Origin of the sequence: Streptomyces harbinensis (genome assembly GCF_900116145.1) — a bacterium.
Lineage (GTDB): Bacteria > Actinomycetota > Actinomycetes > Streptomycetales > Streptomycetaceae > Streptomyces > Streptomyces carpaticus.
Window position 1 is genome coordinate 135270 of record NZ_FPAB01000004.1, and the last position, 12028, is coordinate 147297.

At 70.2% G+C, this 12028-nt stretch carries 11 protein-coding genes and 1 riboswitch; of the genes, 6 read left to right on the forward strand and 5 right to left on the reverse strand.

The window, feature by feature from the left end; all coding sequences use genetic code 11:
* Window positions 1-132: 132 nt before the first annotated feature.
* Window positions 133-1599, reverse strand: coding sequence for a non-reducing end alpha-L-arabinofuranosidase family hydrolase (locus BM385_RS12050; RefSeq protein WP_093843035.1), 1467 nt, complete (start codon window positions 1597-1599; stop codon window positions 133-135).
* A 1127-nt stretch (window positions 1600-2726) separates the two neighbouring features.
* On the opposite strand from BM385_RS12050, the gene BM385_RS12060 reads away from it, so the two are divergent.
* Together BM385_RS12060 and BM385_RS12065 are read left to right on the forward strand one after the other, a co-directional pair.
* Window positions 2727-4148: an endo-1,4-beta-xylanase gene (locus tag BM385_RS12060; RefSeq protein ID WP_093843037.1), complete on the forward strand. Its 1422-nt coding sequence runs from the start codon at window positions 2727-2729 to the stop codon at window positions 4146-4148.
* 31 nt (window positions 4149-4179) lie between these two features.
* Entirely contained in the window at window positions 4180-5571 is a 1392-nt protein-coding gene (locus BM385_RS12065) for an RICIN domain-containing protein (RefSeq protein ID WP_254791531.1), read from the forward strand.
* A 386-nt stretch (window positions 5572-5957) separates the two neighbouring features.
* Here BM385_RS12065 and BM385_RS12070 read toward each other — a convergent pair whose 3' ends face one another.
* Genes BM385_RS12070 through BM385_RS12085 form a run of 4 tightly spaced genes read right to left on the reverse strand, consistent with a single transcriptional unit; the run spans window position 5958 to window position 8228 of the window.
* Window positions 5958-6377 carry a pyrophosphohydrolase domain-containing protein gene (locus tag BM385_RS12070; RefSeq protein ID WP_093843039.1) on the reverse strand — a complete coding sequence of 140 codons (420 nt, stop codon included), beginning with the start codon at window positions 6375-6377 and terminating at the stop codon, window positions 5958-5960.
* Between the two features lie 9 nt (window positions 6378-6386).
* A complete protein-coding gene (locus BM385_RS12075; protein ID WP_093843040.1) occupies window positions 6387-6806 on the reverse strand; it encodes an arsenate reductase ArsC in 420 nt (139 codons plus the stop codon).
* Complete coding sequence (gene arsB, locus BM385_RS12080; RefSeq protein ID WP_093843041.1) at window positions 6799-7857, reverse strand: ACR3 family arsenite efflux transporter; 1059 nt, start codon at window positions 7855-7857, stop codon at window positions 6799-6801. The genes BM385_RS12075 and arsB overlap by 8 nt, the downstream gene beginning before the upstream one ends.
* Window positions 7854-8228, reverse strand: a complete 375-nt coding sequence (locus BM385_RS12085) for an ArsR/SmtB family transcription factor (RefSeq protein WP_093843042.1) — start codon at window positions 8226-8228, stop codon at window positions 7854-7856. The genes arsB and BM385_RS12085 overlap by 4 nt, the downstream gene beginning before the upstream one ends.
* Before the next feature lie 73 nt (window positions 8229-8301).
* Here BM385_RS12085 and BM385_RS12090 point away from each other — a divergent pair, with 73 nt between their 5' ends.
* The 4 genes from BM385_RS12090 to BM385_RS12105 all read left to right on the forward strand — a co-directional run bounded on the left by BM385_RS12090 (window position 8302) and on the right by BM385_RS12105 (window position 12022).
* Window positions 8302-8727 carry an ArsI/CadI family heavy metal resistance metalloenzyme gene (locus BM385_RS12090; RefSeq protein WP_093843043.1) on the forward strand — a complete coding sequence of 142 codons (426 nt, stop codon included), beginning with the start codon at window positions 8302-8304 and terminating at the stop codon, window positions 8725-8727.
* A 172-nt stretch (window positions 8728-8899) separates the two neighbouring features.
* A complete protein-coding gene (locus BM385_RS12095; RefSeq protein ID WP_093843044.1) occupies window positions 8900-9478 on the forward strand; it encodes an NADPH-dependent FMN reductase in 579 nt (192 codons plus the stop codon).
* Between the two features lie 66 nt (window positions 9479-9544).
* Window positions 9545-9652, forward strand: a riboswitch (SAM riboswitch).
* A 92-nt stretch (window positions 9653-9744) separates the two neighbouring features.
* Complete coding sequence (locus tag BM385_RS12100; protein ID WP_019432026.1) at window positions 9745-10911, forward strand: peroxidase-related enzyme; 1167 nt, start codon at window positions 9745-9747, stop codon at window positions 10909-10911.
* 22 nt (window positions 10912-10933) lie between these two features.
* Window positions 10934-12022: an ABC transporter substrate-binding protein gene (locus BM385_RS12105; RefSeq protein ID WP_106438341.1), complete on the forward strand. Its 1089-nt coding sequence runs from the start codon at window positions 10934-10936 to the stop codon at window positions 12020-12022.
* Window positions 12023-12028 lie beyond the last annotated feature (6 nt).

Here is a 12028-nt window from a genome sequence, read left to right on the forward strand (position 1 = left end):
CCCCAAGTCAGCGGCTTGGGGGTTTCTGCTGAGCGAGGCCGTGGCAGACGTTGTCGCGTGACCCGGCGGGCTCGGCCGAAGGCCGAGCCCGCCACGTCGGCTCCATGCCGGAGCCGGAGTCGTGTCACGCCGTCAGCGCTGCAGTGTCAGCAGGCCCGGGCGGTAGGGGAGGAGACCGTAGTCGCCGCCGGAGTTGGGGCTGCGCCCCTGATAGAGGAACTGCAGATTGCAGGGGTCAATGGTCATGGTCTGATCGGGGCTCGTGCGCAGCAGTTCGCCGTGGCTGATGTCGTTGGTCCAGGTGGCGCCGCTGTTGGCCTTGCCGGCGAAGGGGTTGTTCTCGGTCACCGCTTGGGGTGTCCACGAGCCGTTCAGGCTGGTGGCTGTGAACGAGCGGAAGTAGCGGCCCTGCGAGCCGATCGCCTCGACGATCATGAGGTAGCGGTTCTCACCCTGAAGCTTGTAGACCTGCGGGCCTTCGAACAGGTTGTTCTGCGTATCGCTCATGATCACGGTCGAGGTCGAGCCGAAGCTGCTCGGGAAGTTCCCGATCGGCATACTGGCCCGGTAGATCCTGCCGTTGTCGCCGGCGAAGAACAGGTACATGTTCGTGTCGTCGGCGATGAGCGTCTGGTCGATGGGACCGGTCGGGGAGTCGGAGATGGTTCCGGAGAAGAGCTCCTGCTCGGCCGACCAGCCGTTCGGGTTGGTGGGGTCGCTCGAGGTCCGGTAGGAGAAGGAGGTCCTGCCCCACTGGTAGGCGAGCACCCAGATGTCCTTCGGCGCGAAGTAGAAGAGCGTGGGCGCGACGGTGGAAGCTGACATCGTGTTCTGGCTGGCCGAGGCCATCTGCGACCAGTCGCCGAACAGGCTGAAGTTCATCGAACCCCAGCGCGTCCCTGTGTCGTGCGTCGTCGCATAGACGAGGTGCTGGCCGTTGTAGGGGGCGACGGTGAAGTCCTTGAGCGAGACCCACCCCGGCTTGGGCTGCGCCAGCGCGCCCGTTGATGTCCAGCGGTATGTCGATGGCAGAGCGCACGGGCCGGGGTTGCCGGCGCCGACCTTGACGAGCTGCCACTGCTGATTGGCGCCGTTCCAGTCGTCGTACTGGACGATGTTCGCGCTGTCGGCGGTGGAGCCGCCTTGTACTTCGAGGGCCTTGCCGCTGTGGCGCGAAATGAACCTCACATAGCCGTCGGAGCTGTCGGCCAGCCGCCACTGCTGGTTGGTGCCGTTCAGGTCGGCCCACTGGACGATCGATCCGCCGTTCTGGGTGGACCAGTTGTGGACGTCCAGGACCTTGCCGGAGTGGCGGGACTTGATGCGGTAGTAGCCGTTGCCGGAGTCGACGAACTGCCACTGCTGCTGGGCCTGATCGTTCCTGGCCCACTGGGTGATGCGGGCGCCATCGCCGGTCGCCTGGTTGTAGACGTCCAGGGCCTTGCCGCTGTTGCGGTTGACCAGCACATACGAGGCGTGGGGGTCGACGGTCGCCGCGCTGGCGGGCTGGGCACCGAGGAAGGTGGCCACGAGCAGCAAGGGCGCAAAGATGGCGAGCAGGCGTCTCAGGCGGAGCGGGGACGGACGGCGAAGCCACATAAGAGGCATCCCTTCTGGGGTCGGGGGGGGGGAGGTGACCCCGATGAACCGCAACGGCCGCCCCGGGGGTCAGGGACGGGAGAGGTGCGAAAACGGCCGCGTGTGCCGAAGAGTTGGTGCGCTGGGCGCTCAGCCGGAGCACTTCGCCGTGCACGGAGACGAGAGATACCTCCAGTCTTCAGCCGTCCCAGCTGACGACCCGGTGTGACGGCTACCGCCAGGGGGCCGCCACACCGGCGGATCCACTGGGGGTCCGGTAGGTGTTGCCCATGGAGACCTCCGAGGCGGCAAGCGTCAAGCACCGAAAACTTTCGAAGCTTCACGGACTCCTTGGCGCCACAAGGTAGAAACATGTGACCTCTCGGTCAAGAGCTGTCACCCGTCTGTCCACAAACAGCGCCTCTCCTTCGGGCTTGACGGAGCACGTCCGACCCCGGCCGGCACTCGGCCTCGCGCGTTCGGCCGGCACATGGACCTGCCGCCTCAGGGACCGCCTGAGCTCGCCGACCTGCTGTTTCGGTCCTTTCGCCGGGGCCCGTGCCAACGGCCCCCACCGACGGCGGTGCCGGCGGTCCGGCCGTCCCCGTCGAACGCATCAGGCTTCCGGAAATTTTCGGTCGAGATACGGAACATTCCGCGAGGAGGATTGACGATCCACCGTCAACACCTCAATCTCAACGCCTGAGACGGCAGTTGCCGTTCGCACGTCGAACAGTCCGCCCCGAGCAATCCGTGGCGGACAGCAGAGCCGCACCACAGCACCCGCACCACCCCGTTACCGATCCGGTGAGTTTCACGCCGGCGCATCCTGGCTCTTCGCACCATGGGAGAGGTAAGCGACGCCGCGTGGCGGTCCGCCGGTTGAGCCGCCATGGAGTACCCCATGCCTCTGTCGCAACCCCGCCATGGCCCCGCGTCCGGTACGCGCGGCCGTGGTCGTCCACGACGGCCTGGCGTCGTCGTCGCTCATCGTCCACGCCGGATCCGCTGCCCTTCGACGCGCCCATGGTGTCCGGTCAGCCCGTAATGCCCTGGTTCCGGCCCGCCGGATCCGCCCGCCGCGTGGGGCGGACGACGCCTCCGCCGCACCTCAGCCCTTCCGTGACGTCTACCCAGGAGGCACAGTCATGGGCTCGTACGCCATATCTCCACCCACCGCCCGCCGGAAGTTCCACGGTCTGCTGATAGCGCTGATCGTCGGCGTCCTCGGGGTGGTCAGTGCACTGGTCACCCCGCCGAGCGCACACGCCGCCGAGAGCACGCTCGGCGCCGCGGCGGCGCAGAGCGATCGCTACTTCGGCGTCGCCATCGCCTCGGGCAGGTTGAACGACTCGGTGTACACGAGTATCGCGAACCGCGAGTTCAACTCGGTGACGGCCGAGAACGAGATGAAGATCGATGCCACCCAACCCCAGCGCGGACAGTTCAACTTCACCGCCGGTGACCGCGTCTACAACTGGGCGGTGCAGAACGGCAAGCAGGTGCGCGGCCACACCCTGGCCTGGCACTCCCAGCAGCCCGGCTGGATGCAGAGCCTCAGCGGCGGCGAGCTGCGCCGGGCGATGACCGACCACATCACCGGTGTGATGACCCACTACCGCGGCAAGATCGTCGAGTGGGACGTCGTGAACGAAGCCTTCGCCGACGGCGGTTCGGGAGCCCGGCGCGACTCCAACCTGCAGCGCTCCGGCAACGACTGGATCGAGGTCGCCTTCCGCGCCGCGCGCGCCGCCGACCCGGCAGCCAAGCTCTGCTACAACGACTACAACGTCGAGAACTGGAACTCGGCCAAGACGCAGGCCATGTACGCCATGGTCCGGGACTTCAAGCAGCGCGGCGTGCCGATCGACTGTGTCGGCTTCCAGGCGCACTTCAACGAAGGCAACCCCTACAACAGCAACTTCCGTACCACCCTGCAGAGTTTCGCCGCGCTCGGCGTCGACGTGTCCGTCACCGAGCTCGACATCCAGGGCGCCTCGCCCGCGACCTTCGCCAACGTGACCAATGACTGCCTGGCGGTCGCGCGGTGCGTCGGCATCACCGTCTGGGGTGTGCGCGACAGCGACTCCTGGCGATCGCACCACACGCCGCTGCTCTTCAACAACGACGGCAGCAAGAAGCCCGCCTACGACGCCGTCCTCAACGCGCTCAACGGCGGCTCGTCCACGCCCATTCCGGGTGGGCAGATCAGGGGCGCCGGTTCGGAGCGGTGCCTGGACGTGCCCAACTCCAGCACCACCGACGGCACCCAGGTCCAGCTGTGGGACTGCCACGGCGGCACCAACCAGCAGTGGACGCACACCGCCAACGGCGAGTTCAGGGTCTACGGCGACAAGTGCCTGGACGCCGGCGGCACCAGCAACGGCACCAGAGTCCAGATCTACAGCTGCTGGGGCGGCGACAACCAGAAGTGGCGCGTGAACTCCGACGGCTCCATCGTCGGCGTCCAGTCCGGCCTCTGCCTCGACGCCACAGGCTCCGGCAACGGCGCCCAGCTCCAGCTCTACTCCTGCTGGAACGGCAGCAACCAGCGCTGGACCGTCACCTGATGGGGCCCGTCGCTGACAAAGGAGTGCATCGATGAAGATCCATGGTGCGGCTCGCTCCGCCCGCCCACACGGATCTCGATGGTGGTCCCGGATCACCGCCGTGCTGGCGACGGTCCTCGCGACCGGTCTGCTCACCTCGGTGATCACCACGCCCGCCCAGGGGCTGTCGGCCTCCGCCGAGGCCGCGGCGGTGGACACAGACGCCTGGTACGTCCTGGTCAATCGCAACAGCGGCAAGGCACTGGACGTCGCGGGCGCCTCGACCACCGACGGCGCCGCGCTCCAGCAGTGGACGCGCCACGACGGAACCAACCAGCAGTGGCAGTTCGTGGACGCCGGCAACGGCTTCTACCGGCTCAAGGCCCGGCATTCGGACAAGGTTCTCGACATCGCGGGCGCCTCGACCGCGGACGGTGCCGCGGTCCAGCAGTGGGCCGACCACAACGGGGCCAACCAGCAGTTCCGCCTGGCCGACTCGGACCCGGACCACGTCCGGATGATCAACCGCGGCAGCGGCAAGGCGGTAGAGGTGCGGGACGCCTCCACCGCCGACGGCGGCGGCATCATCCAGTACGCCGACTGGGGCGGCACCAACCAGCAATGGCGAATGATCAAGCTGTCGTCCGGTGGCCAGGGCGGATGCGGCAGCGCCCCGGGGCTGACGAGCGGCACGCACACGATCCAGAGCGGCGGCAAGAGCCGCAGCTTCATCCTCCGAGTCCCCGACAACTACGACAACAACCGTCCCTACCGGCTGATCTTCGCATTCCACTGGCGAGGCGGAACCGCCCAGGACGTCGCCTCCGGCGGAACGAGCGGGAACGCCTGGTCCTACTACGGCCAGCAGGAACAGTCGAACAACACCGCGATCCTCGTCGCCCCCCAGGGCCTCGACAACGGCTGGGCCAATGCGGGCGGTGAGGACATCACCTTCGTCGACGACATGATCCGGCGCATCGAGGCCGGCCTCTGCGTCAACCCGGCACAGCGTTTCGCCACGGGATTCAGCTGGGGCGGCGGCATGAGCTACGCGCTCGCCTGCGCCCGGGCGAACGACTTCAGGGCCGTCGCGGTCATCGCCGGCGCCCAGATCAGCGGGTGCAGCGGCGGCAACGAGCCCATCGCGTACTTCGGCATCCACGGCATCAGCGACTCCGTTCTCAACATCGCGCAAGGACGGTCCCTGCGCGACAGGTTCGTCGGCAACAACGGCTGCACTTCCCAGAGCCCGGCCGAGCCCGCGCCGGGCAGCCGAACGCACATCACCACCACGTACGCGGGCTGCCGTGCCGGATACCCGGTCCAGTGGGCCGCGTTCGACGGAGGCCACATCCCCGGCCCGGTCGACGGCTCCCCCGACGAAAGCGGCGTCGCCACCTGGACCAAGGGAGAGATCTGGAGGTTCTTCGCACAGTTCGAGTGACACACCCGCGTAGGGTCTGGCAGGCCGCGCGGGCCCCTGCGGCCGGTGAGCCGTGCCCGCTACGTGCCCGTGAGGGCGGTCGTTCACGATTAACGGCGGTTCCCCGTGGCCTGCCGGACTGTCGCCGTCGGCGGCAGTCCGGCGGGCCGGCGACCACGGGCCAGCCAAGAGCTCAGTGCTTCCCGAGCTCAGAGCGCGAGCTCGATTCCCGTCGCCCGCTCGTACGACGTAGGCCCAGGTCACGGACACCGTCCAGGACCTGGGCCTTCGTCGTGTTCGCATCCGCTGGGCGCTGCGTGCCAGATCCGTGTCAGAGCGCGCGTTGGTGTGCGTGGTCTTCCGGGCCATCGGCCCGTCAGGGGGCGAGTGCGGCGCGCAGGCGGTCGTCAGGGCGTGGGCGGGGGCCAGGTGACGAGGGTGTCGAGCGACGGGGGTTGGTAAGCGGGGCCCTTGAGGACCTTGCCGTCGGGGCGGCGGAGGACCTGGCCGTGCTCGTCGAGTTTGCTCATGTTGGAGCGGTGGACCTCGGTGAAGACGGCCGGGAGGTCGATGCCCAGGGCGTCGGCGGTGCCGTAGGTGACGTAGAGGACGTCGGCCAGTTCCTTGGCCACCGCGCGGTAGGCGGTGACGGGGTCGTCGCCGTTGCGCAGGGCGCGGGCGAGGTCTTCGAGGGCCTCGGCGGCTTCCCGGGACTCCTCGGCCAGCAGTGTCCGGCGGTGTGCGGCGGTTTCGGGGCGGGCGGCGTCGGCGGTGCCGTCGAACGTCCGGCGGAACTGGGCGACGCGGCGCATCGGCTCGTGGTCCATGGGGCGACCCTATGTGTGGGCCGGGATGCCGAGGTCCGCCAGCAGAGTGCGGACGCGGTGTTCGATCGCGTCGCGGATGGGGCGGATCCGGTCCAGGCCGTGGCCGGCGGGGTCTTCGAGGGGCCAGTCGAGGTAGCGCTTGCCCGGGAAGACCGGGCAACTGTCGCCGCAGCCCATGGTGATGACCACGTCGGAGGCCAGGACCGCCTCGGTGGTGAGCACCTTGGGGGTCTCGGCGGCGATGTCGATGCCGGTCTCGGCCATGGCGGCCACGACGGCCGGGTTGACGGTGTCGGCCGGGGCGGAGCCGGCGGAGCGGACCCGGACGCGGTCGCCCGCCAGGTGGGTCAGGAAGGCGGCGGCCATCTGGGAGCGGCCGGCGTTGTGCACGCAGACGAAGAGGACGGACGGGACGGTGCGGTCAGACATGGGCCGGAACCTTCTCGGTGGTGAACCAGCGGCGGGCGTAGCGGGCGACGTGAACCAGGCCGATCAGCACGGGCACTTCGATGAGGGGCCCGACGACACCCGCGAGGGCTTGGCCGGAGGAGGCGCCGAAGGTCGCGATGGCGACGGCGATGGCGAGTTCGAAGTTGTTGCCCGCCGCGGTGAAGGCGAGGGCCGTGGTACGGGGATGGTCCAGGCCGATGGCGCGGCCCAGCAGCATGGAGCCCGTCCACATGAGTGCGAAGTAGAGCAGCAGGGGAACGGCGATGCGGGCCACGTCGAGGGGGCGGGAGGTGATGGCCTCGCCCTGGAGGGCGAAGAGGATCACGATGGTGAACAGCAGTCCGTGCAGGGCGAGCGGGCCCAGGCGCGGGAGGAGTGTCGTCTCGTACCAGGTGCGGCCCCGGGCGCGTTCTCCGATGCGGCGGGTGAGGTAGCCGGCCGCGAGCGGGATGCCGAGGAAAATGATCACGCCGCGGGCGATCTCGCCGAAGGAGATGTCGAGACCGGTCCGTTCCAGGCCCAGCAGGCCGGGCAGGGCGGAGAGGTAGAACCAGGCGAGGGCCGAGAAGGCGATCACCTGGAAGAGCGAGTTCAGCGCGACCAGGACGGCGGCGGCTTCGCGGTGGCCGCCGGCCAGGTCGTTCCAGACGATGACCATGGCGATGCAGCGGGCGAGGCCCACGATGATCAGGCCGGTGCGGTACTCGGGCAGGTCCGGCAGGAAGGTCCAGGCGAGCGCGAACATCAGCGCGGGGCCGAGGATCCAGTTCAGCGCGAGGGAGGTCAGGAGCAGGCGCCGGTCGCGGGTGACGGTGTGCAGGCGGTCGTAGCGGACCTTGGCCAGCACCGGGTACATCATCACCAGCAGGCCGAGGGCGATCGGCAGGGACACCTCGGCCACGGTCACCGCGGCGAGCGCGTCGCCCAGGCCGGGGACCAGGCCGCCGAGGCCGAGGCCGGCCGCCATCGCGGCGAGGATCCAGACGGTGAGGTACCGGTCGGTGAAGGACAGCCGCGGGGTGCCGGTCACGGGGTGGCCAGCGGCAGGCCCGCCGGGCGGGTGAGGATGGCCGCGAGGCGGTCGGTCGTTTCCGGTACCAGCCGGTAGTAGACCCAGGTGCCGCGTCGTTCGGAGTCGATCAGCCCGGCCTGGCGCAGCAGTTTCAGGTGGTGCGAGATGGTCGGCTGGGAGAGGTCGAAGGCCGGGGTGAGGTCGCAGACGCAGATCTCGCCGCCGGCCCGGGAGGCGATCAGCGACAGCAGGCGGACGCGTACCGGGTCGCCCAGTGCTTTGAACACCTTGGCCAGTTCGGCCGACTGGTCCTCGTCCAGCGGTGTCTCCAGCAGGCTGGGGCAGCAGGCGCTGCTCCGGGACCGGGCCACCGGGCTCTGATTCGACATGCTTCTATGTTGACAGATCTCGATTCAGCGCACAAGCTTGCATCGACAGACATCGATACAAGGGAGTCACGCCATGTCCCGTGTCCAGCTCGCCCTGCGCGTCAGTGACCTGGAGGCCTCGGTCGCCTTCTACACGCAGCTGTTCGGCACCGGCCCCGCGAAGCGGCGCGAGGGGTACGCCAACTTCGCCGTCGCCGAGCCTCCGCTCAAGCTCGTCCTCCTGGAGGGTGAGCCGGGAGCGGAGACCCGCCTCGACCACCTGGGGGTGGAGGTGCAGTCCACCGAGGAGGTCACGGCCGCCGCCGGGCGGCTGAAGGAGGCCGGCCTGGCCACCTTCGAGGAGAACGACACCTCCTGCTGCTACGCCGTCCAGGACAAGGTCTGGGTGCACGGGCCCGGCCGGGAGCCCTGGGAGGTGTACGTCGTGAAGACCGACGCCGACACGCCGGGCAGGAGCGCCGTGGCGGCGCCGGAGGGGTGCTGCGCCACCGGGCGGTAGCGGCGGCAAGGGCCCCCGGGGGGCGCGGCGCGGCGGTGTCCAGGTGGGTGTTCGGATCGTGAGACGGATGGTCCTCGGCAAGGTGCTTGACTTCAAGGTTTGTTGAGCTTTTAGCGTGAGCGCACTGTCGCTTTCGCCGTCCCGTCGGGTCGGCAGGAGGGAACGATCGATCATGACCAGCGAGGCCATGCGGCTCGAAGTGATCACCGGAAGTGTGCGGGAGGGCCGGGTGGGACCCGTGGTGGCCTCCTGGTTCGCCGGGCAGGCGCGGCGGCACGGGGAGTTCTCCGTGGGGCAGATCGATGTCGCCGACTACGCGCTGTCCACCTCCATGTCCGGCAGCCCGGAGCAGGCCACCCGGGACGCGCTGGACGCGTTGTCGCCCCGGCTGCACGCCGCGGACGCCTACGTGGTGGTGACCCCCGAGTACAACCACAGCTACCCCGGCGCGCTGAAGAACGTCATCGACTGGCACTTCGCCGAGTGGCACGCCAAACCGGTCGGCCTGGTGTCCTACGGCGGGATCTCCGGCGGGCTGCGGGCCGCCGAGCATCTGCGGCAGGTGTTCGCGGAGCTGCACGCCACCACCGTGCGGAACACCGTCAGCTTCCACGGGCACGGCCCCTGGGACGACTTCGGCGGCGCCGGGGAGGACGAGGCCGCGGGGGCGGCGCGGGCGCTGCTCGATCAGCTGGGCTGGTGGGCGCTGACCCTCCGGGAGGGGCGCGGGGCCCGGGCCTATCGGGCGTGACCAGCCGTTTCTCGTATGCCGGACAGGTGTTTCGCTCTGTGGTCGGGGTGGCTACTGTGACGCGCAGGTCAAGAGTGCCAGCGCGAAGACCCGGCTAGCTGGCCGGCAACCCTCCTGCACGGTGGGGTGCCCCCGGGGAAAGACCCGGCCGCGGTGAAGCGGCAAGCGTGCTCCTGACGAGTTCCCGGGCTCCGTCCCGGACGGTGCCGGCGCGTTTGCCGCGTGTCGCGGTCGCCCCTGCGAACCCTGCACGACGAGGCGGACCCATGAGCACCATCGGCGACACCACGCAACCGGACGACATCGGGCGGATCGCCGCCCTGGACGAGCGGATCGCGGTCGCCCGCGCCGGCAAACCGCTGGTGGTGCGCCGCGCCCAGGAGGCCGGGGAGGCGCTGTTCGACGGGCCCGCGCCGGTGAGCGCCCCGGTACGCCGGGGGCTCGCCGCGCTCGCCGCCCGCTGGCACGGGGTCCCCGAACTCGTCGAGCACCACGCCGAGCGCGGCGCCGACCCGCTGTACGGCGACGACCTGCCCGCCGACCCCGCGCTGCGCGCCGCCGCCGCGCACATCGACCTCATCACCGTCTCTCCCGCGCTCGCCACCCGCGCGGACCTGGCCCGGCTGACCGAGGCCGGCTGGTCCCCCGACGCGATCGTCACCCTCTCCCAGACCGCCGCGTTCACCGCCTTCCAGGCCCGCGCCGTCCTCGGCCTGCGGCTGCTCCAGGGCCGCGAGCCCGGCCCGTACCGGCCGCCCGCCCGCACCACCCCCGGGCACGGCCGGACCAAGAGCGCCGCTCGCACCGCCTCCAACGGCCGGGAACGTCCGGTGGAGTACACCCGCGAACTGCTCTCCTGGACCGCCTGGGTGCCCCCGGTCCCGGTCGACGAACTCACCCCCGAGCAGGAGGACTCCTTCCGGGGCAAGACCAACGGCGAGTACTTCCGGCTGCTGTCCCGACTGCCCAAGGTGCTGGCGGCCCGTACCGCGCTGGACACCGCGATCTTCGCCACCCGCGAGGGCCTGCCGCGCGCCGAGCGCGAACTGGCCGCCGCCGCCACCAGCAAGGTGACCGACTGCGTGTACTGCGCCTCCGTGCACGCCCGCAAGTCCGCCCAGATGTCCAAACGCGAGCAGGACGTCGACCGGCTGCTCGGCGTTTCGCTGCCGCGCGGCGCCGACTGGGTGCCCGAGGCGACCGCCGGGCTCGCCGAGGGGCAGGACGAGCGGTGGAGCGCCGTCATCGCGTTCGCCGCCGCGCTCGCCACCACCCCGGTCAGCGCCACCACCGCCCACGTGGACCGGCTGCGCGCCGTGGGCCTCACCGACGCCGAACTGACCGATCTGGTCGCGGCCACCGCCTTCTTCACCTGGGCCAACCGGCTGATGCTCAGCCTCGGCGACCCCTACTGGCCCGACGCCTCCCGCTGAGACCACCCAGAACGGAACCACCATGAGACACCGCATGGCCCGCGCCCTGTCCCTCGCCGCGGCGATCACCGTCGTGTCCACCGCGAGCGCCTGCGGCACCGTGGTCACCGAGGACGGCGCGAAGGACACCGGCAGTGGCACCTCCGAGGGCGCGATCACCGTCGTGGACGACGCCGGCCGCACCGTCGAACTGGCCGGGCCCGCCGAACGCGCCGTCGTCCTCAACAGCTACGGCAACGAGTTCGCCCAGGCCATCGGGGCCGGCGACCGCGTCGTCGGCTACGACCGGGTCTCCCAGTCCCGGCTGCCCTACCTCGGCATAGCCGACGACCAGGTCGTCAGCGAGGACCTCCAGGAGATCAACTACGAGTCGGTCGTCGAACTCGACCCCGACGTCTTCATCCTCCCCCGCAACGGCGCCTGGCAGGAGGCCGCGCGGCAGCTGGAGTCCTTCGGCATCCCCGTGGTGGTCGCCACCGCCTGGGACTTCGACGTGTTCCACGAGACCGTCGACCTGCTCGGCGAGGTCTTCGGCGAGCCGGAGGGCGCCGAGCGCGTCGCCGGCTTCTACGACGAGATCTTCGGCCTGATCAGCGACCGGGTGGCCGGCACGGAACCGGTACGGGTGTACTGGGAGACCGAACAGCCCTACCTCACCGGCCTCCCCGGCTCCGGCTTCGACCAGATCATCGTCGCCGCCGGCGGCCGGAACATCTACGGCGACCTCGACACCGGCGGCGATCAGCAGGCCGAGACCACCGTCGACCCCGCCTCGCTCCTGGAACGCGACCCCGAGGTCGTGGTGCACGAGTTCGGCCCCTCCGCCGCGCCCACCGGCGACGACCGGTTCGCCACGGTCGCAGCCGACCTCACCGGCCGGGCCGGCTGGCAGGGCCTCACCGCCGTCCGCGACGGCAACGTCTTCGTCACCAACGGCTGGGCCACCAGCGGCCTCTCCAAGGCCATCGGCGCGCTCTACCTGGCCACCTGGCTGCACCCGGGCGCGTTCGCCGACACCGACCCGGACGGCTACCTCCAGCGCTGGGCCGAGGAGTTCCAGGGCATCGAGGACTTCGCCGGCGCCGGCGCGTACCTCCAGAAGGTGGGCTGACCCGCC

What these genes read in the sequence shown, in the direction of transcription:
- BM385_RS12065 (WP_254791531.1), top strand. Translation starts at nt 4,180, where the DNA reads ATGAAGATCCATGGTGCGGCTCGCTCCGCCCGCCCACACGGATCTCGA.
- BM385_RS12100 (WP_019432026.1), top strand. Translation starts at nt 9,745, where the DNA reads ATGAGCACCATCGGCGACACCACGCAACCGGACGACATCGGGCGGATC.
- BM385_RS12085 (WP_093843042.1), bottom strand. Translation starts at nt 8,228, where the DNA reads ATGTCGAATCAGAGCCCGGTGGCCCGGTCCCGGAGCAGCGCCTGCTGC.
- BM385_RS12090 (WP_093843043.1), top strand. Translation starts at nt 8,302, where the DNA reads ATGTCCCGTGTCCAGCTCGCCCTGCGCGTCAGTGACCTGGAGGCCTCG.
- BM385_RS12095 (WP_093843044.1), top strand. Translation starts at nt 8,900, where the DNA reads ATGACCAGCGAGGCCATGCGGCTCGAAGTGATCACCGGAAGTGTGCGG.
- BM385_RS12105 (WP_106438341.1), top strand. Translation starts at nt 10,934, where the DNA reads ATGAGACACCGCATGGCCCGCGCCCTGTCCCTCGCCGCGGCGATCACC.
- BM385_RS12060 (WP_093843037.1), top strand. Translation starts at nt 2,727, where the DNA reads ATGGGCTCGTACGCCATATCTCCACCCACCGCCCGCCGGAAGTTCCAC.
- BM385_RS12050 (WP_093843035.1), bottom strand. Translation starts at nt 1,599, where the DNA reads ATGTGGCTTCGCCGTCCGTCCCCGCTCCGCCTGAGACGCCTGCTCGCC.
- BM385_RS12075 (WP_093843040.1), bottom strand. Translation starts at nt 6,806, where the DNA reads ATGTCTGACCGCACCGTCCCGTCCGTCCTCTTCGTCTGCGTGCACAAC.
- BM385_RS12070 (WP_093843039.1), bottom strand. Translation starts at nt 6,377, where the DNA reads ATGGACCACGAGCCGATGCGCCGCGTCGCCCAGTTCCGCCGGACGTTC.